The organism is Agrobacterium sp. ES01, assembly GCF_050320885.1.
Lineage (GTDB): Bacteria > Pseudomonadota > Alphaproteobacteria > Rhizobiales > Rhizobiaceae > Allorhizobium.
On sequence record NZ_JBNQTH010000002.1, the window covers coordinates 118,887 to 139,940 of the forward strand.

Below are 21,054 nucleotides of genomic sequence, written 5' to 3' on the forward strand. Positions count from 1 at the left end.
CCCGATGGTAGAGGTCGGTCACCAAAGGAAGGGCCGCCTTGCGATCATCGCCGGGGAGGGGCAATTGCCGCTCCACGTTGCCCATGCGGCCCGGTTGGCGGGTGAAAATCCGTTCATCATGGCCCTCAAGGATGAGGCGGCCCAGGATTGGAGCGGTTTCGACAATGCCGTCATTGGCGTTGGCGACATGAAGGGCCTGGCCGCGATCCTCAAATCCCGCGGCATCGACCGCGTCGTCATGTCCGGCGGGGTCAAGCGACGTCCCAATTTCAGCCAGATCCATGTGAATCTGGCCACCATTCTCAAATTGCCGTCCACCCTACGCACCCTGCGTGCCGGCGGCGACGATGCCGTTCTGAAGATGGTGATCGGGCTCATTGAGGCACAAGGCGCAACCGTGGTCGGTGCGCATGATATCGCCCCTGATCTCCTGGCAACGACCGGTCCCCTCGGCTCTACCCGGCCGAGCGATGACGACAGGCGCGATATCGCCCGCGCGGCCGATGCAGCTGAAGTGCTCGGTCGTCTCGATGTCGGACAGGGTGCCGTCAGCATTGGCGGCCGCATCGTCGCACTCGAGGGCGTTGAAGGCACCGATGCCATGCTGGAGCGCGTGGCCGGCCTGCGCGCCGACGGGCGTATCTCGCCCCGCCGCAAGGGCGTGCTTGTCAAATTGTGCAAGCCGCAGCAGGATATCCGCGCCGATCTGCCAACCATTGGGCGTTCGACCGTTGAAAATGCTCTGAAAGCGGGACTGGCCGGTATTGCGGTTGAAGCGGGGCGCTCGCTTGTGATCGAAAGAGACGCCGTGTTGAAAGCTGCCGATGAAGCCGGCCTCTTTGTCGCCGGTCTTGATCTTGGCTTGCCGGGAATGGGATTATGAGCGCCAAGCCACTCAAAATCGCTGTGATTGCCGGCGAAGTTTCCGGCGATCTTCTGGGCGGCGATCTGATTGCCGCGCTGAAGCAGAAATATCAGGGCGAGATTTCCCTGATCGGCGTGGGTGGCGAAGCCCTCGAAGACCAGGGCTTGTCGCCACTCTTCGATTTTTCCGAACTCTCGGTCATGGGGTTGAGCCAGGTTCTGGCGGGCCTGCCGAAATTCATCCGCCTGATCAAGCTGACAGCACGCGAGATTATTGAGCAGAAGCCGGACTTGCTGCTGATCATCGACAGTCCGGATTTCACGCACCGCGTGGCGAAGAAAGTCCGCAAGGCGTTGCCGGATCTCCCGGTCATCGACTATGTCTGCCCGAGCGTGTGGGCGTGGAAAGAATACCGTGCCACGGCCATGCTGGCTTATGTCGATATGGTGCTGGCCGTCCTGCCTTTTGAGCCAAAGGTCATGCAGGACCTTGGCGGTCCTGAAACGCATTTCATTGGCCACCGGCTGACAGCAGACATTGACCTTCGAAACACACGTGCCGCCCGCGCCGCCCGCCATTTGCCAGGATCAGGTCAACGAAAGACGCTGATGTTGCTACCGGGGTCGCGCGGCAGCGAAATCAAGCCGCTGATGCCGGTCATGGGCGAGGCGGCAGCCCAGTTCATCGCCCGCAACGGGCCGACCCGCATCGTCCTGCCGACGGTTCCGCGTCGCGAAGCCTTGGTGCAAGAACTGGCCCGGTCCTGGTCCGTCCAACCGGAAATCGTGGTGGGCTCCGACGCCAAGTGGCAAGCATTCGCCGACGCCGATGTCGCCATTGCCGCCTCCGGCACGGTGATCCTGGAACTGGCGCTGGCAGGCGTACCAGTTGTGTCCTGCTACAAGATGGACTGGCTGATCCGCTTTTACAGCAACCGCATCAAGACATGGTCAGGCGCTCTGCCCAATCTGATTGCCGATTATCCCGTGGTGCCGGAATATCTGAACGACTATCTGCGCCCCGGCAATGTCATGCGGGCTGCCGAACGACTATCCTCAGACACGTTGCAGCGTCGTGCCATGCTGGAAGGTTTCGATTTTGTCTGGCAAAGCCTTGAGACCAAGGTTTCGCCGGGCGAGCAGGGGGCTGTCCTTCTGCTGGATCTCTTGTCGCGCAAGGGCAAGCTTGCCTGAGTTCAAACGGGCCGCGCCGGCACATCGAAATGCTCAGGTGCCTTGCCAGCCTTTACCCGCGCCGCCATCACATCATAGGCATCTTCCAGATGCCGGCAGAAGCGATCGGCATCGAACAACGGTGTCGTATAGCGGTTTTCCTTCAGCTTGGCCTTCACGCCGGCCAGCGAGGCAGCGTCCTGAGCAAGTCTGGTCGCCAGTGCCACGAAGCCGTCGTCATCCTCTGCCACCAGCTCCGGCATGCCGACCGCATGGAGAAGGCTTTCCGATACGCGCGAGGCAAAGTTGCTGCCTTTTCGGGTGATCACCGGAAGACCGGCCCACAACATGTCGGATGTGGTTGTGTGGCCGTTATAGGGAAAACTGTCGAGGCCGAGATCCGATGCCTGAACGCGCGCCATATGATTGGCATAGGCCATTTTCGGGGCAAACTGGATTCGATTGCTGGATACGCCAAGCTTTTCGAAATGCGCAAGAGTGGACGCGCGCGCATGCTCGCCATCCACCATCAACCAGAACAACGAATCCGGGTTGGCACGCAGCACTCTTGCCCAAAGCGCCATTCCTTCCAGCGAATTCTTGCGCTGCGAATTGAAGGCGGAAAAGACGAAGCGCCCCTCCGGTAATCCAGCTTCGGCGCGCGAAACCGGTTGCGGTTGGACCCGAAACACCGGATCATTGGGCTGATAGGTCTCGGGCAGTCGGCAGAATTTTTCGTGATAATGCGGTTTCGACGTCTCAGGCAGCACGATCGGATCGCCGATGGCATAGTCGCAATCCACATGAACGCAGCTTCCCGGAAAGCCCAGCCACTGCACATGGACCGGCGCAATAGGATGGTTCATCAGGGCGGAGCGTGACCCGCCGGTATGGCCTTTCAGATCGACCAGAATATCGATGCCGCGGCTTCGGATCGCAAATGCGGCCTCCTCGTCGCTCATGCTATCGATGCGAACGATCCGCCCCCAGCTCTTGCGATTGCCTGAATCGAAGCCGATGAAGCGTTCGCGCGTGTAACAGAACAGCGTCACATCGAAGCGTGCCGGATCATGGGTCGTCAAAACGCTCTGAAACAGCCGCATCGTGGCGTGGTCATCCCAAAGATCGTTGGAGAGATAGCCGATACGCAGCCTGTCTCCCCACTGATGCGGCATGCTCAATCGACGAGCGCCGGCATCACCCGGTGGTGCGCAAACCTCGGCAACATTCAGCGCCTGGCGGTTCAACGCCTCGTCACTGCACCACATCAGGTTGTGCAGCGGTGTCTCGGCATTCAGTAAATGGAAGTCGCCCTTGGCGATGGCGGCGCGCATCGAGGCCTCTTCGCGCTCAAGAATGGGATAGTCGCAAAATTCCCGCGCAAAGCCCGACAGCGAGGCGCGCAGATAGGGATCGTCCGGCACCTTGTCGACCAGCTTGGAAAACAGCGTGAGATTGCGGATATCGCGATTGTCATGGCCGATGCGTTGCAAGGCCTGCCTGAGCTTGGCCAGATCGTCGCTGGCAATCAGCTCGTTGGTCACATCATCGACGCTTTTCGGCTTGCCGCCGAGGCCCGTCAGGGCGGCGAAAATGGCCGCCGCATCCGGATCGGTCGGGTCATCGCGGCGAAGCTGAACGACCAGCGCCATCGCCTTGTCGCGACGTCCGGCCTCGGCATAAAGTCGTGCGGCGCGGCGACGTCGTTCGGCACTCTCATCGCCACCGAGATTCGCCAGATGCTCGAACACCTCGCCAGCCTCGCCTTTCAGGTCGAGCTTTTCAAAGCACTCCGCCAGAAGGTGAATTGCATCTGCATCATTGGTGGCGGCAATGATCGGCCCCAGCAGTTCCACGGCCTCGTTGTAGCTTTGGGCCTCAAACAGGCGCCTGGCATCCGCCAATTCCGTCCCCACGATACGTGCTACCCCGCAGTCTCTTTCAATAGATCAGGCGGCCGGACGGGAGTGCCCGGCCAGCCGCCAAAATCTGTAGGAGAGGGGACTTGCGCCGGGCTAACCTTGGCGGCGCCCGGCGGCCTGAACGGGCCTTAGCCTTCGAGGCAGGTCTTCATCGAGGTTGCCATATTGCGCATCAGTTCGAAATAGAGGTCCGGACCATTCTTGAGATCGGCACCCAGCGGATCGAGTGTGCCGGTTCTCGCCTTCGTCCCTTCCATGACCGTCTTGATCAACTTGGATTCGAATTCCGGTTCGGCAAAGACGCAGGCCGCCCCCAGTGTTTCCAGCTTCTCATGGATCTTGGTCAGCCTCTCCGCACCTGGCATCGCTTCCGGCTCGACAACCACCGAACCTGCCACATTCACCCCGTAGCGATGCTCGAAATACTGATAGGCGTCGTGGAAGACCACGAATGGCGTGTCCTTCACCGGTGCCAGCTCAGCCTCGATCTCGGTGTTGAGCGCGTCGAGTGACGCCATCAAGGCCGAGGCGTTTTCCTCATAGCGTGCAGCATTGTCTGGATCGGCTGCGACCAGCACACGCTCGATTTCAGCGGCCATTGCCTTGGCGTTCATGGGATCGAGCCACAGATGCGGGTCGATGCCGCCGGGCGTGTCCTGATCGCCATCGTCATCGGCCTCAAAAGGGCCTCCCACGCGAAACTTCAGGGTTTCCACGCCGGGCGCCTTGTCCATCTCCGAAACGGTCGCCTTGTCTGTCAGCGCTTCAAGAGGCTTCTCGAGAAACAGTTCAAGCCCGGGGCCGGTCCAGAAGACCACATCCGCATCCTGCAGCGCCTGCGCATTGGATGGCTTGAGGCTGTACGTGTGCGGAGAGGCGGCACCGTCGACGATCAGTGAAGGCTCGCCGACGCCCTGCATCACAGACGCCACCAGCGAGTTCAGCGGCTTGATCGAGGTCACCACCTTGGGTGCCGCAGCAAAGGCGGCGGCTGGCATCAGGGCAAGGGCTGCGACGGTTGCGAGAAGGGGTAGGGGACGTTGAAACATGAAGGCTCCTGCTTGTGATCAAGATGTAATGTTATTACATCAATTGCGTTATGCTATAACGTGTGCCATTAGCCTGTGCAAGAGCAAAAAAGGACGTCGATGTCTGTGTTATCCAAACCTGTAGAAAAGCCTCTGGTCACGCTTACCAATGCCGGCGTCAACCGCAACGGCCGCTGGCTGGTGCGCGGTGTCGGCTTCTCCGTCAGCCGCGGCGAGATCGTCACCCTCATCGGGCCCAACGGCTCCGGCAAGTCCACCAGCGCCAAAATGGCCATTGGTGTCACCAGGCCAAGCGAAGGCAGCGTCGAGCGCCACACCCCCTTTACGGTTGGCTATGTGCCGCAGAAACTCGCCATCGACTGGACAATGCCGCTCACCGTGCGTCGCCTGATGACACTGACGGTGTCGATTTCCGACCGCGAGATCGATGCCGCACTGCAATCCGTCGGCATCGCGCATCTGGCCCGGGCCGAGGTGCAGCATCTGTCCGGCGGCGAGTTTCAGCGAGCGCTTCTGGCCCGGGCCATGGCCCGCAAGCCCGATCTGCTCGTGCTGGACGAACCCGTGCAGGGGGTCGACTATGCCGGCGAGATCGCGCTCTATGATCTGATCACCGATATCCGCAACCGCACCGAATGCGGTATTCTGCTGATCTCCCATGACCTGCATGTGGTCATGGCCGAAGCCGATACCGTCATCTGCCTCAATGGTCATATCTGCTGCCGCGGCACGCCGGAAACCATCAGCCAGAGCCCGGAATATCTGAAACTCTTCGGCGCCTCGGCCGCCAGCACCCTGGCCGTCTATAATCACAATCACGACCATACCCATCTGCCCGATGGCCGCGTGCAGCATGCCGATGGCAGCATCACCGATCACTGCCACGCCGGCGACGGCCATCACCACGGCGACCACGATCATCCTCACGCCGATCACGGCCATACAGATATGAACGGCAAGGCCGACAAGGATCACCACCATGCTTGATGATTTCTTCGTGCGCGCCATTATCGCCGGCATCGGCCTGGCACTGACCGCAGGTCCCCTCGGCTGTTTCGTCATCTGGCGGCGTATGGCCTATTTCGGCGATACCATGGCCCATTCCTCGTTGCTGGGCGTGGCGCTGTCTTTGATGTTCTCGCTCAATCTGATGCTCTCGGTCTTCGTGGTCGCGGCTCTGGTGTCGCTGCTGCTTCTGGTGCTGCAACGCCGTCAGGCCCTGTCTGCCGATGCGCTGCTCGGCATTCTCAGCCACGCAACCCTTGCCATCGGTCTGGTCATGGTGGCTTTCATGAGCTGGGTTCGCATCGATCTCATCGCCTTCCTGTTCGGCGATATTCTGGCCGTCACCAAGAGCGATATCGCGGTGGTCTGGGGCGGCGGATTGCTGGTGGTCGTCGCCATGATCGTGCTCTGGCGTCCTTTGCTGGCCTCCACCGTCAATGCCGAGATTGCCGAAGCCGAGGGCCTGAAGCCGGAACGAGCGCGCCTGTTTTTCATGCTGTTGATGGCGCTGGTCATCGCCATCGCCATGAAGCTGGTCGGCATCATGCTGATCACCTCGCTGTTGATCATTCCGGCTGCTGCGGCCCGCCGCTTCTCGGCCTCGCCCGAGATCATGGCGGTGCTGGCATCCGTCATCGGTGCAATCGCCGTTGTCGGTGGCCTGTTCGGCTCGCTGCATTACGACACGCCGTCTGGCCCCTCGATTGTGGTCGCTGCCCTCATCCTCTTCATCGCAAGCCTGATCCCCTTCGGGCGTAAGCGACTGGATGAGGCCGCCACCACCCAGACGAGACGTTGAGGAGGAGAGCAAATGACGCAGAAACTCACCAAGAACCAGTCGCTCGTCTTTGGCGTTCTGGAGCGTTCGGATCAGCCGCAATCGGCCTATACCATTCTCGACAAGCTGCGCGACCATGGCTTTCGCGCACCCTTGCAGGTCTATCGCGCGCTGGAAAAACTGCTCGAATTCGGTCTGGTTCACCGGCTTGAAAGCCTCAATGCCTTCATCGCCTGCGCCCACGCCTCAGACGATTGCTGCACCCACGCCCATGCCACCGTCGCCTTTGCCATCTGCAACAATTGCGGCCACGTGATCGAATTCCACGACCACGCCCTCGATCACCGGCTGGAAGACTGGGGCAAATCGAAGGGCTTCAAGGCGGAAAAGACCACCATCGAGATCCGCGGTATTTGCGAGAAATGTGCCGCCTGAGGGTAGCCGGCACGCAGTCTCAAACCTCGGCCTTCATCGCCTTGATGAAATCGATGAAGGCCCTGAGCGGCGCTGGCACCAGACGGCGACCGGGATAATAGAGAAACGGCCCGGAAAAGCTCTCCCACCAGGGTTCCAGCACCGGTTCAAGAGCGCCGCTATCGAAATGCGGTTTCAGCCAGTCCTCAAACAGCGCCACGATGCCCGTTCCACCGATGGCCGCCGCGACGCCGAGATCCGAGCCTCCACCGGCCTGCACGATCAGCTGACCCGGCGCATCGACCGTGATCACCTCACCGTCACGCTCGAACTCCCAATCGAACACCGCCCGTCCGGCAAAGCGATTGCGGATACAATTGTGTTGCAGCAGATCGCGCGGATGCTCCGGTCGCCCATGGGCTGCGAGATAGGCCGGGGAGGCGCCGCAGGCAAATCGCTGCACGCGTGGACCGATCGGCACCGCAATCATGTCCTGTTCCAGCCGTTCGTCATAGCGGATCCCGGCATCGCAGCCGGCCGTCACGATATCGACGAAGCTTTCATCCGTCTCGATTTCCATCCGGATATCGGGATGGGCCGCCAGAAACGGCGAGACGATGCTTGGCAAGACCAGCCGCGCCACACTCGTCGGCACATTGAGCCGAAGCGTGCCCGCCGGTCGTCCGCTCAGGCTTGCCACCTGGTCGAGTGCCGCTTCGATTTCGCCGAAGGCCGGGCTGACGCGCTCCATCAGGCTGCGACCGGCCTCGGTGGTCACCACGCTTCGGGTCGTGCGATTGAGAAGCCGCACGCCGAGCTGCGCCTCCAGCCGCCGCACCGCATCGCTGAGCGCGGACGCACGATATGGCCCGGCCCGCGCCGCCTCGCGAAAGCCGCCGGCCCGCGCCACGGCCAGAAAGGCGCGAATATCCCCCATGTCGGCATCGCCGGCCATACAGTCTCTCCATCATTCATTGTCCGGAAAAACGGACAGCCTGTCTCGATTGTATCGTCTAATCGCGAAACGGAAAGTGACCTATATCCGCTGCAGACGAAAAAAGGAGAAAGACCATGACCAATCTTGCAAGAGCCGGCACCTTCAAACTCGCCGATCTCACCGTAAAGCGCTTGGGTTACGGTGCCATGCAACTGGCCGGTCCAGGCGTCTTCGGTCCGCCGAAGGACAGGGCTGAGGCCATCGCGGTCCTGCGCGAGGCCGTGGAAAGCGGCGTCGACCATATCGACACCAGCGATTTTTACGGACCTCACATCACCAATCAGATCATCAAGGAAGCGCTGCATCCCTACAGCAAGGATCTCGTCATCGTCACCAAGATCGGGGCGACTCGCGGCGAAGATGCCTCATGGAACCCGGCCTTTTCCAGGGACGCACTGACCAAGGCCGTGCACGACAACTTGAAAAATCTGGGACTGGACGCCATCGACGTCGTCAACTTGCGCGCCATGTTCGATATTCACGGTCCTGCGGAAGGCTCGCTCGAAGAACCGTTGACCGTATTGGCGGATCTCCAGCGTCAGGGTCTGGTCAAGCATGTCGGCCTCTCCAACGTCACGGCCAGACAGATCGCTGACGGCCGCAAGATCACCGATATCGTCTGTGTACAGAACCAGTACAATCTGGCCCACCGCGACGACGATGCCCTGATCGACGAACTGGCCAGGGAAGGCACCGCCTACGTTCCCTTCTTCCCGCTCGGCGGCTTCTCGCCGCTGCAATCGGAAACGCTGACATCGGTCGCTGCCCGCCTCGGCATCACCCCGATGCAGACCGCACTCGCATGGCTGCTGAAGCGCGCGCCCAACATCCTCCTGATCCCCGGCACGTCGTCACGTGGTCACTTGCGGGAGAATTTGGCGGTGGCCGAGATCGACCTGCCCGACGATGCGATGGCGGAACTGGAAGGGATCGCCAACGCGCACTGAAGAGACCGATCAGAAATAGAAATGGCGGGTATTTGCCCGCCACTTCCTCTCTCTTCATGCAGCTATCGCTAGGCCTGCGCCGTCGGGCGTATCACGATATCGCCGACATCGACGTCGGCAGGCTGCTCGATCGCAAAGGCAATGGCCCGAGCGATCGCGTCGGGATCGATTGCCATTTCTGCCATCGCCTTGTCGGCCATGGCCCGTGCAGCCTCGTCGAGTGGCGCGTCCTTGGCAAAGTCTGTGCGGATATAGCCCGGAGAAATCCCCGTCACGCGCAGATGCGGCCCGGCCTCCTGGCGCAGGCCCTCCAGCACGGTGCGAACCGCATTCTTGGTCGCCGCATAGACGGACTGGGTCGGCACGATCCGGAGGCCCGCCGTCGACACAACAGTCACGAAATGCCCGCTCTCCTGTCTTCGAAAGACGGGCAGCGCGGCAGCGATCCCATAAAGTACGCCGCGAAAGTTGATGTCGATCATCGCCTCCCAATCCTCGACGCGCAAATCGTCGAGGCGCGATATCGGTCCGACCCCGGCATTGGAGACCAGCACATCCATGCGCCCGTAGGCGCTGCAGGTCTGGTCGACGAGTGCCTGGACCGATGCCCGGTCCCGCACGTCCGTCCGGCATATCCGGGCCTCGCCGCCGGTGGATGAAATTTCCTCTGCGACCGCGCGCAATTGCTCTTCGCGCCGAGCGCCGAGCATCAGTTTCGCGCCGGCGCCTGCCAGCCGCAAGGCCGTGGCGCGGCCAATGCCACTGCTGGCGCCGGTGATGGCGATGACCTTGTTTTCCATATCTTTCATGTGCACCTCCTTTCATCTCGCTCAGGATAATGACAAGATGCACGGACACTCTATATCGCTAAGGCCAGATTATTGTTGAGATCGTCCGCAACATGTTTGATGCATTAAGCACCATCTTCGAATTGCTCGATCTGGAAAGCGCACGTTGCACGCGGCTCGAGGCGGCCGGCGACTGGTCGCTGCGCTTCCCGGAAAAGCGCGCCATCAAGTTTGCCGCCGTCATTCGGGGTGGATGCTGGATGATCCACCCCGATCACCAGCCGATCCGGATGGAAGCGGGCGACGTCTTCCTTCTATCCCAGACGCCCGCCTATGTATTGGCCAGCGATCCGGCACTGCCGCCGGTGGACGGAGCGGTAGTGATCGACTGGAACGCATCCGATATCGGTCACTGGGGTGGCGATGAGGTCGTTCTTCTGGGCGGCGCCTTCAAGGTCAGTGCCCTGCACGAGCATCTGTTGACGGATGCCTTGCCCCATTTGATGCACATCCCCCGCGATGCGCCGTCGGCATCGGGATTGCGCCGCACCCTGGAAATGCTGGAAGTCGAATTCTCGCATTCGGACATGGGCTCGCAGCTGCTGCGCCATCATCTGGCCGACATGCTGCTGGTCCAGATGCTGCGCGCCTTTTCCAGGCGGGAGGATCTTGGTGGAAAGGAGGTCCGGGATAGCCGTCGCAACGACTGGCTCGGGGCGCTGACCGATCCGCGCCTCGCAAGGGCACTGAACGCCATCCATGCCGAGCCGCAGCACCGGTGGACGCTGAAGGGTCTGGCTTTGGTGTCGGGAATGTCACGCACCTCGTTTGCCGAGGCCTTCCGCGCCGCTATCGGCCATCCGCCGATGGAGTATGTGCTGCGTTGGCGTATGCAGCTTGCAGAAGACCGGATCCAGCGAGGCGAAGCGATTGCCGGCGTCGCAGCCGAACTCGGCTACGCCTCCCAAAGCGCCTTCGGCGTCGCCTTCAAGCGGCTGAAAGGCTATTCGCCGAAAGCGGCCTCGCGGCGAGCAGCAGAATTGTCGGAAGTGCGATTGTATTGAAACATGGGCGTCAAGAAGAACCGCTATGCTTGAACTCCAAGGTCCCAAGTAAAGCCGGGGGAGGTGCCAGTGAATTCAACCTTCAAGGATTTGAGCGATAGGATTGGCCGCGTCGGCGAACTCTATGCAGGCGTGCATGGTATTGACCGAACGCCGGACTGGTATCTTCTGAAGCTCACCGAAGAACTGGGTGAACTGACGGCCGAGCATCTATTGCTGAATGGTCTGGCAAGGCCCGTTGCCGATGGTTCAGGCGGTAGGCGCGGCGCCTTGGAGGATGAAGCGGCCGACCTCTTTGGTCAATTGGTTCTCTATCTGCGTGCAAATGAGATCGACATCGAGGCCGCGATCGAGCGCAAATGGTTGCGGCATCTCACCGACTACGAGGAGATGGCCGATGGGCCAAGTGGCAAAGAGCTATTCGCGCCGTCGGGCTGAAAGATAGAACAGCAATGCCGCCAGAAGCAGCAGTGGCACTGCGATCGCTCCGGCGAAAAGCGGAATCATGCCGGCCATCTCATCAAACTGGCGACGCCCTGTGCTTGTCTCAAGCCCCCACCAGCAGAAAAGCAATCCGAAGAGACCGAGCACGGCGAAAATGACGGAAACAGGTCTCATCATTGCAATCGGCCTCCGCCCGTAAAGATCACACCACCTTCAAATCCCGTTTGAACCGCTTCCAGTTCGCCACGTAATTCTCCGCCGACGTCGTCAGCCCCTTGGCCGCATCGCCGTCCAGCATCCTCACCACCCGCGCCGGCGAGCCGACGATCAGGGAGTTGTCGGGAAATTCCTTGCCTTCGGTTACCAGTGCATTGGCGCCCACAAGGCAGTTCCGGCCGATCTTCGCGCCGTTCAGGACGGTCGCACCCATGCCAATAAGCGAATTATCGCCGATGGTGCAGCCATGGATAATGGCGTGATGGCCGATGGTGCAGTCCTTGCCGATTGAGACAGGGCAGCCCGGATCGGTATGCACCATCGCCCCTTCCTGGATATTGGAGCCGGCACCCACCGTGATCGGTTCGTTGTCGCCGCGCAGAACCGCACCGAACCAGATGCCGACATCCGGCCCAATCGTCACCTGTCCGATGACATGGGCATCGGGTGCCACCCAGAAGTTCTCGTCTTCAGGTGTCTTCGGCGTCAGGTTTCCAAGCGAATAGAGCGGCATGGCGGTCCTCCGATGGTGGTCTTTTCAAATCCGGGCGTCAGCCCGCAGTCTTTACCCGCCGGCACAGCCTGTCCAGCATTTCCAGAAAGGCCGAGCGGTCGCGGGGTGAGAAGGCGGCGTTATAGCCCTTGCTTTCGCCAGTCTCGCGCAGATGGGCGCCGAGATCGCGCATGGCGCTGGCCATGCCGATATTGGTCTCGTCGAAAAGCCGTCCGGTCGGACCGGTCACCAGCGCACCAGTGGCAACGCAGCGTACCGCCAGCGGCACATCCGCCGTCACCACGATATCGCCGGGGCCGGCGCGTTCGGCAATCCAGTCATCGGCCGCATCGAACGAAGCCGAGACGATCACGATCTTCACCATCGGATCGCGCGATGGGCGAAGACCGGAATTGGCCACCAGCGTCACCTCGATGCCGTGGCGTTCGGCCACTTTCAGAATTTCCGGCTTCACCGGGCAGGCATCGGCATCCACATAGATCATTCAGTCCGCCTTTGGCTGGCCGGGCGCATGGCGCAGCATGTCGACATGCGGAATATCGTCCTCCAGATATTCATCCGAGACGACCTCAAAGCCGAAACTCAAATAGAATTTCTGCAGATGGCTTTGGGCAGCAAGCGCAATCGGGTGACCGGGAAAGCGTGTTTCGCACACCGTCAGCGCCTCGCTCATCACCGCTTCGCCCAGACGTTTGCCGCGATGTGTCGGTGCCACCACCACGCGGCCGATGCGCGCCTCGCCATTCGGTTCGTCGGGCGCAAAGAGGCGTGCTGCCGCAATCACGACGCCTCCGTCCAGCAGGCGCAGATGCAGCGCCAGCGCGTCCTTGCCGTCGAGTTCGGGGTAGGGGCATTCCTGCTCCACGACAAACACGTCAACGCGCAGTTTCAGTAGCGCATAGAGGTCGCGTGCGGAGAACTCGTCGAGCCCCCGCACGTCCACGTCATAGGCGTTTTCGCCGCTCAATAGACCACCACGCCGCGGATCGATTCGCCCGAATGCATCAGCTCGAAACCCTTGTTGATGTCGTCGAGCGGCATGGTGTGGGTGATCATCGGATCGATCTGGATCTTGCCGTCCATGTACCAGTCGACGATCTTCGGCACGTCCGTGCGGCCGCGCGCGCCACCGAAGGCCGTGCCCATCCAGTTGCGGCCGGTGACCAGCTGGAACGGACGGGTGGAGATTTCCTGTCCGGCGCCGGCCACGCCGATGATGACCGACTTGCCCCAGCCGCGATGCGAGCTCTCCAGTGCCTGACGCATCACCGTTGTATTGCCGGTGCAGTCGAAGGTGTAGTCCGCCCCGCCGATCAGGTCGCCATGACGCTTGGTCATGTTGACGAGATAAGCCACGATGTCGCCGTCCACTTCCTTCGGATTGACGAAATGCGTCATGCCGAACTTCTCGCCCCATTCCTTGCGGTCCGGGTTGATGTCGACGCCGATGATCATGTCGGCACCGGCAAGCCTGAGCCCCTGCAGCACGTTGAGGCCAATGCCGCCGAGACCGAAGACGATCGCCGTTGCGCCGATCTCCACCTTGGCCGTGTTGATCACGGCACCGATGCCGGTCGTCACACCGCAGCCGATATAGCAGATCTTGTCGAAGGGCGCGTCCGGGTTGACCTTGGCGACTGCGATTTCGGGCAGAACGGTGAAATTGGCGAAGGTCGAGCAGCCCATATAATGGTGGATCTTGTCCTTGCCGATGGAGAACCGCGATGTGCCATCCGGCATCACACCCTGGCCCTGGGTCGAGCGGATCGAGGTGCACAGATTGGTCTTGCGCGAGGTGCAGGAATAGCATTCACGGCATTCCGGCGTGTAGAGCGGGATCACGTGATCGCCCTTCTTCACCGATGTGACGCCGGGGCCGACATCGACCACGATGCCAGCACCCTCATGGCCGAGAATGGCCGGGAACAACCCTTCCGGGTCAGCGCCCGACAGCGTGAAATCGTCTGTATGGCAAATGCCGGTCGCCTTGACCTCGATCAGAACTTCGCCGGCCTTGGGGCCTTCCAGCTGAACGGTCATGACTTCGAGCGGTTTTCCCGCCTGTACGGCTACGGCTGCGCGAACGTCCATGGGGTGTCTCCTGATTGTCTTTAGATTTGTGAGCGACCTTGGCACAGCAAAAGTGATTTGCTCAAGGTCGAATTCCGCAAATTCGGTGCGACCATGCGATCAATTCAGCGTTTCTACGGGATGGGTCACTTTGGTTCGATCAGTGGCACATGGGCCGCCGCATCCTTGCGCATCTGCCCCGTCAACCGCGGATCCTCGTCCACCTCCACATAAGAAGCATAGGGCGTGAAGCCCGAGCGCTGATAAAAGGCAAGGGCGGCCGGATGGTCGAAATGGCAGGTATGCACCCAGAAGCGCTTGATTGGCATGGACCAGGCCTTGTCGATGGCTGCATTCATCAGCTTGCGCCCTGTTCCCGAGCCGATTGCCTCAGGCGCCAGGCCAAAAAAGGCTAGCTCACATTCCCCGTCCTGCCGGAAATCCAGTTCCAGCAGCCCGACGCGTCTTTCTCCATCCATCACTGTATGGATCTCGACCTTCGGGTCATGGAGGATTGCGGTCAAGTCTTCGTCCGCCATCACCAGCCGCGACATCCACATCCACTCCTCGCCGATCCGGCGAAAGAGATCGCGATAGCCATCCGGATCGGCGTTTTCCCAGCGCTCGATACGAAGGCTGTCACCGGGAGGGTCTGCCTTGACGGGCGGCTTTGCCAACATTTCCAGGCAGATGACGACATTGGCAAGCATGCCGGGCGGCACGCGGGAATAGCCGGTGGGGAGAGGGGGATTATTCGTGTCCATGGCCGCGACTTGGAGCCGCTGGCGGCGCCGCTGTCAAGCCTGATGGAAGGGTTTGCCTCAGCCAAACAGGCTGTCACAGGCCGTCACCACCGCATAGGCGTGGATCAGCACGGCCGCATAGAGCCCGAACCCGGTCAGCAAACGTTCCGCGCCCGTCATTTCTTCCAGCGCATGGCGGGGCTTTGCGCCGATGGCCCCCATCAGGCTCATCAATATGAAGATGGCAAGCGCTGCCAGCAATGCGCTGGTGGGCATGCCAATGCGCCAGCCGGTCCACAAGATAGCGAGCGCAATGCCAAAACTGGTAACCGCAAGCGCCTTGCGCGACTGGAAGATTTGGCGGAGCACCTGCCCGCCGTCGAAGCGTTGCATGGGAAGGAGGTTTAACAGGTTGAAGGCGCCGAGAATGAGCAGCATCGCCATGGCCGGGGCTTCGGTCGCCGTCGGTGCCAGTCCCGCATGGGCCGATTGACCGAGCACCGCCAGGATCGGCACGAAGAAGGCCGACATCCCCGGTCCCATCAAGGCACAGGTCGCCACCTCGAACTGACTGTTATAAGGCCGGCCCCCAATGGCGATGCCGCCCAGCAGCGGTACGAAGATCATCCGCACGGTTTGATGGCCAAAGGCGCGATAGGCGGCCATGTGGCCGAACTCGTGCAGCACGATCACCATGGTCAGCATGGTCGACATCGCCAGACCTTCCCGGTTCAGCCCGAAAAATGGCCACAGGATAAGCGTCGACAGCAATGCCAGAATGATCTGCATGCCCGGATGTTCTAACAGCCCATTGGTGCGCCGGGGTAGATGCTCCACATGCGCCTGAAGCGCTGAGGCCTCGCGGCCAAGCTGGAAATAGCGGTAGAGATAAAAGGCAAGGCCACGGTAACGGTCGGTCTGCTCGATCGTCACCGCCGCGCCGCCCGGAACAGCGCGCACCGAGCGCCGCTCATGAAAATTCTTCCAGAAACTCTGGTCCAGCGCGCTATCGGCCACGATCTCCATATCGACCGTCAGATCCGGTCCTGCCGTATTCTGTTCAAGCGCTGACTGAAAGGTCCGTGTGATCGGCTTTCCATAGCGGTCCGGCTGCTTGAAATACACCTCTGTCTGGTTGCCTTTGCCGCCCACCGACTCGCTGCGCAGAACCGAAGGGTTCCACTGCGCAAATCCGTCGGGCTTCAACAGCGCAAAGATGGCCGAAGCGTCACCCTTCAGGCGGAGGTCACGACGGATCGTGCGACGGCCGATCGGTGCGGCAAGCAGGAGCCAGAGCAGGCCGAGATTGACGACAAGAAGGATTATGGCCGGGAGCGGTAGGGTCACGATCTGGTCCCCGCAGAATTTGAGCGCGCAGGGTAGAGTTAGCGCAGCCGTCTTAGTAGAGTGTTCAAGCTTTTGCTAAAATTGAAGATAAGCGGTTAATTTATTGAAATTCCATGATAACCGCATCCACTGCGAGGCTCTCTCCGGCCGCAGCCTTGATGCTGGATATGGTCAGGTCACGCTCGGCGCGCAACACATTTTCCATCTTCATCGCTTCCACGACGGCCAGCGTCTCGCCAGTCTTGACCTCCTGGCCCTCCTGGACATTGATCGAGACCACAAGCCCCGGCATCGGGCAGAGCAGCAGCCTGGACGTATCCGGCGGCAGCTTGACCGGCATCAGCGCGTCCAGTTCCGCCTGTCGCGGCGTCAACACCTGCGCCGTCACGGAAAGACCCTGCCAGTTGATCCGCATGCCGCTCAACAGTGGACGGATCTGCGCCGTCACCGTCGTCTCGCCAACCATGCCGTTCCAGACAGTGGTGCCTGGACGCCAATTGCAGGTGACCGGCATCGCATCGGCGCCGTCGATGGCCATGTCCATTTCAAAGGGAATGCTGACAAAGCCCTCGGCCAGACGAACCGGCACATAGGCCTCGCCGATCTTGACGACCCAGTGCTCCTTGAGCGGTGGAATCTGCTGGCGCAACCGGTCGGCCTGGTTCCCGCGTCGGCTCAATTCCGTCAGTGCCGCAGTCATGGCAATGGCCGAAAGCGTTGCTCTCTCACTCTCATCCGGCAGCATGGGCGCAAACCCGTCCGGATATTCCTCGGCAATGAAGGCGGTCGATATCCGGCCTTCCCGCCAGCGCGGATGCTTCATCAGGGCCGAGAGAAACGGCACATTGTGCTCGATGCCATCGACAACGAATCCGTCCAGCGCATCGCTCATGGCGTCCACTGCCTGCTTGCGGGTCGGCGCCCAGGTGCAAAGCTTGGCCAGCATCGGATCGTAGAACATCGAGATTTCCGCGCCTTCGAAAACGCCGGTGTCATTGCGCACGATCGTATCGCCGTTGCGCCCTTCCGCCGGCGGCCGGTAGCGTGTCAGCCTGCCGATGGACGGCAGAAAATTGCGATAGGGATCTTCGGCATAAAGCCGGCTTTCGACGGCCCAGCCATTGAGCTTGATATCGGACTGGCTGAGCGACAATGTCTCGCCGGCCGCCACCCTGATCATCTGTTCCACAAGATCGATGCCGGTGATCAGTTCCGTCACCGGATGCTCCACCTGCAGGCGCGTATTCATTTCGAGGAAATAGAAATTGCGGTTCGCATCGACGATGAACTCCACCGTGCCGGCGCTCTGGTAATCCACGGCCCTGGCCAGCGACACCGACTGTTCGCCCATCGCCTTGCGGGTCGCCTCATCCAGAAAAGGCGAGGGGGCCTCTTCCACCACCTTCTGGTTCCGCCGCTGGATCGAGCACTCGCGCTCGCCCAGATAAAGCGTGTTGCCATGCGAGTCGGCCAAGACCTGGATTTCGATATGGCGCGGATCGACGATGAACTTCTCGATGAAAACGCGGTCGTCGCCAAACGAACTCTTCGCCTCGGACTTGGCCCGGTCGAAGCCGTCGCGCACGTCGTCCTCGCTCCAGGCGATGCGCATGCCCTTGCCGCCACCGCCGGCGGAAGCCTTGATCATCACCGGATAGCCGATGTCGCCGGCAATAGTCTCGGCATGGGCTGCATCTTCGATGACGCCGAGATAGCCCGGCACCGTCGAGACATTCGCCGCATTGGCAAATTTCTTCGACTCGATCTTGTCGCCCATCGCCATGATGGCCTTGGGCTTGGGGCCGATGAAGACGATACCTTCCTTTTCCAGCGCTTCGCAGAAGGAGGCGCGCTCGGACAGAAACCCGTAGCCGGGATGAACGGCCTCGGCACCTGTCTCCTTGCAGGCGGCAATGATCTTGTCGGCAACGAGATAGCTCTCGGAGGCAGCGGACGGACCGATATGCACGGCCTCGTCGGCCATCTCCACATGCAGTGCGTCCCGGTCGGCGTCGGAGTAGACGGCCACGGTCTGGATGCCCATGCGCCTGGCAGTCTTGATCACACGGCATGCGATTTCGCCGCGATTGGCGATCAATATCTTCTTGAACATGATGCTCCCGCCCCTCCGTCAATTCTTTCAGCCGTTTAAGCCACAAATCCGGGATGGGTTCAATCATGTGCCTATAGGCATTTGGTCTCGGGCCGGGGCAGGGATGGTCGGGCGGGCGGCGTTCTGTCCTTCGCCGTCTGCCCTCAACCCACGGCCCGCATCCGGTTGTCCCGAGGGTCGTCCAGCCGCAGCCAGGGTTGTTTTTCGCGAACCGGGGGAGACACCGCGTCATCGGGCACCTGACGCACCAGATCCATCAGGTCTGTCCAGGCCGCATGCTGCGCGCCGGTCGGCACTTCATCGTCAATCCGCAGCAGCACTGCGCGTTCTCCGGGAAGAAGCGTCTGGCGTCCGCGCTTGATGATGGCCTTGAACACACGATTGATGAAACGCAGATCGTTCTGGGTGACGCTGCGGGTGTTGACCGGCCGCATGTCGCCATAGGCACCTTTGTCTTCACAAAGCGCCAGCGCGATCTGCTCGAGCACAAATTGAGGCAGGTCATCCGATATCTCGCTGTCTGATTCCAGTAGATGGAAGAGAAGGTCTATTCCATCGGTGCTGTTGACGGCACCGGAAGACGACACGCACGACGTGATGCCGCGCGCACAGGCATCGTTGATCGCCCCGCCATTCGCGCAGTCGCGGGCAATGAAATGCATCAGGGCGTCGGTGAAATAGGGGCGCGATAGCGGTGAACTGTCAGACGTGGACGCATAGAGTGCGTGCAGGGTCATCAGGTCACGAATGGCGCATGCACCACCCGGTAGCGCGTTGCGGCAAACCGCGCGCACCGCACCGTTATCATCAGTTGTAGCACCGGCGAAATGACATGCCGGGTGAGAGAAGCGAGACCCGCTCATCCAAAACTCCGTTTCTTCATGAAACTGGGCGGAGGACTAGCGCCGAAGCCTTTCGATTTCACCAAGAGGAAGGGTTACCCGCTGGTCGACACTTTCGTTAAAATGCCATGTTTCGCCAGGCGATGTTCCCGCCACAGGATGAAAAGACCCGAGCCGACGATGATGGCAATCCCCAGCCATTTGGAGGCCGTGGGAAAGTCACCGAAAAGTGCATAACCAAGCACGGTCGCGGCAATGATCTCGAAATACTGAAAGGGCGCCAGCACCGAAAGCGGTGCCATGCGGAAGGCCTTCACCACCAGCAGGTGAATGAAGCCGGAGATTGCCCCGAGCAGCACCAGCAGATGCAATCCCTTCAGCGATGCGGGCAGGGATGGTGTGAAATCTGCGTCACCCACACCATGGCCAATGCCAAGTGCTGCCACCATGAAAAGAGAGCCGCCAATACCGGCCAGCGTCTGCATGGTCATGGGCGAGTCGGCCGCGCCGAGTGCCCGATTGAGAAACATGTAGAGGGCAAAGAGAAAGGCGCAGGCAACCGGCAGAAACGCTGTCCAGCCGAAGATTTCATAGCTCGGCTGGATAACGATCATCGCCCCGGAAAAGCCGACGACGATGGCAAGCCAGCGCCGCCATCCGACACGGTCACCAAGGAACAGGGCAGACAGAGCCGTAAGGATGAAGGGCTCTACGAAATAGATCGCAAACACATCGGCCAGCGGCATGTATTTAACCGCGATGAAAAACAAAAGACTGGCCGCACCATGCAGAACGCCGCGAAGGAGATTGAAGCCCGGTCGCTTGCTTTTGAGTGCCGCGCTGCCGTTCAGCACCAGCAGGAAAGGCAGCGTACAGGCAAGCTGAAAGAAGAATCGGTAAAAGGTGATCTGTCCCGGGGACATCCCCTCGAAGGCAGCCATATATTTGGCGATCGCATCCATCAGCGGCAGCACCAGCATGCAGCCACCCATGAGCACCATGCCCTGCAGGACTGTGCCCTGTAACCCTGTGCTGTCCTGTTTCATTCTGGGGCATGTCCTTGGGTGAAAAGCGGTCTGTGAGCATATCACCGATACGGGAAGAAGCTGTGGACGGCGAGCCACAACTGTCTTTTTGCACCGATTCGGCCCAGGTGATTCTCCGCCCCCGGCAAATTCTGTCGCCTTCGGGGTGGCACCTGCCGACCCCGCTGCCTATGATATCGCCTATTCTTGCCGGCAACTCCCCGTGAGTTCGGCCGGCCCTTGGCAGGATCCCGTTGCGGCGGCCATGTGCGAATGCCGCCGCTGCGGCTGGTGTCCTGCGCAAACGACAAGACAATGTCTGGAGACGGAAAGAATGAGGAAGAAACAGAACGAGATGCTGATCAGCGATGCCGGTGACGACACGCTTGGCGGCCGTCTGTCTTCTGCGCGTGATGCGGCGGGTATCGAGATGAAGGCTTTGGCCAACCAGCTGGGCGTCAAGCACGAAACCCTTCAGGCATGGGAAACCGACCGCTCCGAGCCACGTCCCTCGCGCCTCGTCAACCTTGCCGGCATTCTCGGCGTATCGCCCATGTGGCTGATGACCGGTGCCGGCGGCGGACCGATCGAATATGGTGTCAGTGACGCCGACGCCCCGCTGGAGGCCATGGCATCGGACCTGATGCGCCTGAAGGAACTCCACGAAGAAACCGGCCGACTGATCAACACATTGCAACGTCGACTGTCGGGCTATCGCGGAGAACAGATGGCGGAGTGA

At 60.8% G+C, this 21,054-nt stretch carries 23 protein-coding genes; 9 read left to right on the forward strand and 14 right to left on the reverse strand.

What is annotated here, in order from left to right; translation table 11 throughout:
- Positions 1-4: 4 nt before the first annotated feature.
- Both ACQQ2Q_RS08420 and lpxB read left to right on the forward strand, forming a co-directional pair.
- Positions 5-883, forward strand: a complete 879-nt coding sequence (locus ACQQ2Q_RS08420; protein WP_428186614.1) for an LpxI family protein — start codon at positions 5-7, stop codon at positions 881-883.
- On the forward strand, positions 880-2,058 hold the full coding sequence (lpxB, locus tag ACQQ2Q_RS08425; protein ID WP_428186615.1) for a lipid-A-disaccharide synthase: 1,179 nt from the start codon (positions 880-882) through the stop codon (positions 2,056-2,058). The genes ACQQ2Q_RS08420 and lpxB overlap by 4 nt, the downstream gene beginning before the upstream one ends.
- 2 nt (positions 2,059-2,060) lie before the next feature.
- Here the strand turns inward: lpxB and ACQQ2Q_RS08430 are convergent, their stop codons facing one another.
- Both ACQQ2Q_RS08430 and ACQQ2Q_RS08435 read right to left on the reverse strand, forming a co-directional pair.
- Positions 2,061-3,941: a hypothetical protein gene (locus ACQQ2Q_RS08430; RefSeq protein ID WP_428186616.1), complete on the reverse strand. Its 1,881-nt coding sequence runs from the start codon at positions 3,939-3,941 to the stop codon at positions 2,061-2,063.
- Positions 3,942-4,087: 146 nt separating this feature from the next.
- Positions 4,088-5,008, reverse strand: a complete 921-nt coding sequence (locus tag ACQQ2Q_RS08435) for a zinc ABC transporter substrate-binding protein (protein WP_428186617.1) — start codon at positions 5,006-5,008, stop codon at positions 4,088-4,090.
- Positions 5,009-5,107: 99 nt separating this feature from the next.
- Between ACQQ2Q_RS08435 and ACQQ2Q_RS08440 the strand changes: the two genes are divergently transcribed.
- Genes ACQQ2Q_RS08440 through ACQQ2Q_RS08450 form a run of 3 tightly spaced genes read left to right on the forward strand, consistent with a single transcriptional unit; the run spans position 5,108 to position 7,226 of the window.
- Positions 5,108-5,995 (forward strand): ATP-binding cassette domain-containing protein, encoded by an 888-nt coding sequence (locus ACQQ2Q_RS08440; protein WP_428186618.1) that lies wholly within the window; start codon positions 5,108-5,110, stop codon positions 5,993-5,995.
- Positions 5,988-6,812: a metal ABC transporter permease gene (locus ACQQ2Q_RS08445; protein ID WP_428186619.1), complete on the forward strand. Its 825-nt coding sequence runs from the start codon at positions 5,988-5,990 to the stop codon at positions 6,810-6,812. The genes ACQQ2Q_RS08440 and ACQQ2Q_RS08445 overlap by 8 nt, the downstream gene beginning before the upstream one ends.
- 12 nt (positions 6,813-6,824) lie before the next feature.
- Positions 6,825-7,226 (forward strand): Fur family transcriptional regulator, encoded by a 402-nt coding sequence (locus ACQQ2Q_RS08450; RefSeq protein WP_428186620.1) that lies wholly within the window; start codon positions 6,825-6,827, stop codon positions 7,224-7,226.
- Positions 7,227-7,245: 19 nt separating this feature from the next.
- Here ACQQ2Q_RS08450 and ACQQ2Q_RS08455 read toward each other — a convergent pair whose 3' ends face one another.
- The gene (locus tag ACQQ2Q_RS08455) at positions 7,246-8,160 is read right to left on the reverse strand and encodes a LysR substrate-binding domain-containing protein (protein WP_428186621.1); all 915 of its coding nucleotides are present in this window, start codon (positions 8,158-8,160) and stop codon (positions 7,246-7,248) included.
- Between the two features lie 116 nt (positions 8,161-8,276).
- Here ACQQ2Q_RS08455 and ACQQ2Q_RS08460 point away from each other — a divergent pair, with 116 nt between their 5' ends.
- Positions 8,277-9,149 carry an aldo/keto reductase family oxidoreductase gene (locus ACQQ2Q_RS08460; protein ID WP_428186622.1) on the forward strand — a complete coding sequence of 291 codons (873 nt, stop codon included), beginning with the start codon at positions 8,277-8,279 and terminating at the stop codon, positions 9,147-9,149.
- Between the two features lie 68 nt (positions 9,150-9,217).
- On the opposite strand, the gene ACQQ2Q_RS08465 is transcribed toward ACQQ2Q_RS08460, so the two are convergent.
- Positions 9,218-9,958 (reverse strand): SDR family oxidoreductase, encoded by a 741-nt coding sequence (locus ACQQ2Q_RS08465; RefSeq protein WP_428186623.1) that lies wholly within the window; start codon positions 9,956-9,958, stop codon positions 9,218-9,220.
- Positions 9,959-10,050: 92 nt separating this feature from the next.
- On the opposite strand from ACQQ2Q_RS08465, the gene ACQQ2Q_RS08470 reads away from it, so the two are divergent.
- Both ACQQ2Q_RS08470 and ACQQ2Q_RS08475 read left to right on the forward strand, forming a co-directional pair.
- The gene (locus tag ACQQ2Q_RS08470) at positions 10,051-11,001 is read left to right on the forward strand and encodes an AraC family transcriptional regulator (RefSeq protein ID WP_428186624.1); all 951 of its coding nucleotides are present in this window, start codon (positions 10,051-10,053) and stop codon (positions 10,999-11,001) included.
- 69 nt (positions 11,002-11,070) lie between these two features.
- On the forward strand, positions 11,071-11,439 hold the full coding sequence (locus ACQQ2Q_RS08475; protein WP_428186625.1) for a hypothetical protein: 369 nt from the start codon (positions 11,071-11,073) through the stop codon (positions 11,437-11,439).
- Here ACQQ2Q_RS08475 and ACQQ2Q_RS08480 read toward each other — a convergent pair.
- The 10 genes from ACQQ2Q_RS08480 to ACQQ2Q_RS08525 form a co-directional block, all read right to left on the reverse strand.
- The gene (locus ACQQ2Q_RS08480) at positions 11,419-11,622 is read right to left on the reverse strand and encodes a hypothetical protein (RefSeq protein ID WP_428186626.1); all 204 of its coding nucleotides are present in this window, start codon (positions 11,620-11,622) and stop codon (positions 11,419-11,421) included. The genes ACQQ2Q_RS08475 and ACQQ2Q_RS08480 overlap by 21 nt on opposite strands.
- 25 nt (positions 11,623-11,647) lie before the next feature.
- Positions 11,648-12,175 (reverse strand): gamma carbonic anhydrase family protein, encoded by a 528-nt coding sequence (locus tag ACQQ2Q_RS08485; protein WP_428186627.1) that lies wholly within the window; start codon positions 12,173-12,175, stop codon positions 11,648-11,650.
- Between the two features lie 37 nt (positions 12,176-12,212).
- On the reverse strand, positions 12,213-12,659 hold the full coding sequence (locus ACQQ2Q_RS08490; protein WP_428186628.1) for a YaiI/YqxD family protein: 447 nt from the start codon (positions 12,657-12,659) through the stop codon (positions 12,213-12,215).
- Positions 12,660-13,142: a GNAT family N-acetyltransferase gene (locus ACQQ2Q_RS08495; RefSeq protein WP_428186629.1), complete on the reverse strand. Its 483-nt coding sequence runs from the start codon at positions 13,140-13,142 to the stop codon at positions 12,660-12,662.
- Entirely contained in the window at positions 13,139-14,266 is a 1,128-nt protein-coding gene (locus tag ACQQ2Q_RS08500) for an S-(hydroxymethyl)glutathione dehydrogenase/class III alcohol dehydrogenase (RefSeq protein ID WP_428186630.1), read from the reverse strand. The genes ACQQ2Q_RS08495 and ACQQ2Q_RS08500 overlap by 4 nt, the downstream gene beginning before the upstream one ends.
- 125 nt (positions 14,267-14,391) lie before the next feature.
- Positions 14,392-15,009 carry a GNAT family N-acetyltransferase gene (locus ACQQ2Q_RS08505; protein ID WP_428186631.1) on the reverse strand — a complete coding sequence of 206 codons (618 nt, stop codon included), beginning with the start codon at positions 15,007-15,009 and terminating at the stop codon, positions 14,392-14,394.
- Between the two features lie 57 nt (positions 15,010-15,066).
- On the reverse strand, positions 15,067-16,335 hold the full coding sequence (locus tag ACQQ2Q_RS08510) for a hypothetical protein (RefSeq protein WP_428186632.1): 1,269 nt from the start codon (positions 16,333-16,335) through the stop codon (positions 15,067-15,069).
- Between the two features lie 100 nt (positions 16,336-16,435).
- Positions 16,436-18,448, reverse strand: a complete 2,013-nt coding sequence (locus tag ACQQ2Q_RS08515; RefSeq protein ID WP_428186633.1) for an acetyl-CoA carboxylase biotin carboxylase subunit — start codon at positions 18,446-18,448, stop codon at positions 16,436-16,438.
- A gap of 143 nt (positions 18,449-18,591) precedes the next feature.
- Positions 18,592-19,311, reverse strand: coding sequence for a hypothetical protein (locus ACQQ2Q_RS08520; RefSeq protein WP_428186634.1), 720 nt, complete (start codon positions 19,309-19,311; stop codon positions 18,592-18,594).
- A gap of 74 nt (positions 19,312-19,385) precedes the next feature.
- The gene (locus ACQQ2Q_RS08525; RefSeq protein ID WP_428186635.1) at positions 19,386-20,336 is read right to left on the reverse strand and encodes a DMT family transporter; all 951 of its coding nucleotides are present in this window, start codon (positions 20,334-20,336) and stop codon (positions 19,386-19,388) included.
- 313 nt (positions 20,337-20,649) lie between these two features.
- Here ACQQ2Q_RS08525 and ACQQ2Q_RS08530 point away from each other — a divergent pair, with 313 nt between their 5' ends.
- Positions 20,650-21,054, forward strand: coding sequence for a helix-turn-helix domain-containing protein (locus ACQQ2Q_RS08530; RefSeq protein ID WP_428186636.1), 405 nt, complete (start codon positions 20,650-20,652; stop codon positions 21,052-21,054).

Bases quoted from the DNA above. Each gene is read 5' to 3' on its own strand.
- ACQQ2Q_RS08440 (WP_428186618.1), top strand. From the start codon at position 5,108: ATGTCTGTGTTATCCAAACCTGTAGAAAAGCCTCTGGTCACGCTTACC.
- ACQQ2Q_RS08525 (WP_428186635.1), bottom strand. From the start codon at position 20,336: ATGAAACAGGACAGCACAGGGTTACAGGGCACAGTCCTGCAGGGCATG.
- ACQQ2Q_RS08505 (WP_428186631.1), bottom strand. From the start codon at position 15,009: ATGGACACGAATAATCCCCCTCTCCCCACCGGCTATTCCCGCGTGCCG.
- ACQQ2Q_RS08515 (WP_428186633.1), bottom strand. From the start codon at position 18,448: ATGTTCAAGAAGATATTGATCGCCAATCGCGGCGAAATCGCATGCCGT.
- ACQQ2Q_RS08490 (WP_428186628.1), bottom strand. From the start codon at position 12,659: ATGATCTATGTGGATGCCGATGCCTGCCCGGTGAAGCCGGAAATTCTG.
- ACQQ2Q_RS08445 (WP_428186619.1), top strand. From the start codon at position 5,988: ATGCTTGATGATTTCTTCGTGCGCGCCATTATCGCCGGCATCGGCCTG.
- ACQQ2Q_RS08460 (WP_428186622.1), top strand. From the start codon at position 8,277: ATGACCAATCTTGCAAGAGCCGGCACCTTCAAACTCGCCGATCTCACC.
- ACQQ2Q_RS08500 (WP_428186630.1), bottom strand. From the start codon at position 14,266: ATGGACGTTCGCGCAGCCGTAGCCGTACAGGCGGGAAAACCGCTCGAA.
- lpxB (WP_428186615.1), top strand. From the start codon at position 880: ATGAGCGCCAAGCCACTCAAAATCGCTGTGATTGCCGGCGAAGTTTCC.
- ACQQ2Q_RS08480 (WP_428186626.1), bottom strand. From the start codon at position 11,622: ATGATGAGACCTGTTTCCGTCATTTTCGCCGTGCTCGGTCTCTTCGGA.
- ACQQ2Q_RS08485 (WP_428186627.1), bottom strand. From the start codon at position 12,175: ATGCCGCTCTATTCGCTTGGAAACCTGACGCCGAAGACACCTGAAGAC.
- ACQQ2Q_RS08465 (WP_428186623.1), bottom strand. From the start codon at position 9,958: ATGAAAGATATGGAAAACAAGGTCATCGCCATCACCGGCGCCAGCAGT.
- ACQQ2Q_RS08420 (WP_428186614.1), top strand. From the start codon at position 5: ATGGTAGAGGTCGGTCACCAAAGGAAGGGCCGCCTTGCGATCATCGCC.
- ACQQ2Q_RS08470 (WP_428186624.1), top strand. From the start codon at position 10,051: ATGTTTGATGCATTAAGCACCATCTTCGAATTGCTCGATCTGGAAAGC.
- ACQQ2Q_RS08520 (WP_428186634.1), bottom strand. From the start codon at position 19,311: ATGAGCGGGTCTCGCTTCTCTCACCCGGCATGTCATTTCGCCGGTGCT.
- ACQQ2Q_RS08450 (WP_428186620.1), top strand. From the start codon at position 6,825: ATGACGCAGAAACTCACCAAGAACCAGTCGCTCGTCTTTGGCGTTCTG.
- ACQQ2Q_RS08455 (WP_428186621.1), bottom strand. From the start codon at position 8,160: ATGGCCGGCGATGCCGACATGGGGGATATTCGCGCCTTTCTGGCCGTG.
- ACQQ2Q_RS08530 (WP_428186636.1), top strand. From the start codon at position 20,650: ATGAGGAAGAAACAGAACGAGATGCTGATCAGCGATGCCGGTGACGAC.
- ACQQ2Q_RS08435 (WP_428186617.1), bottom strand. From the start codon at position 5,008: ATGTTTCAACGTCCCCTACCCCTTCTCGCAACCGTCGCAGCCCTTGCC.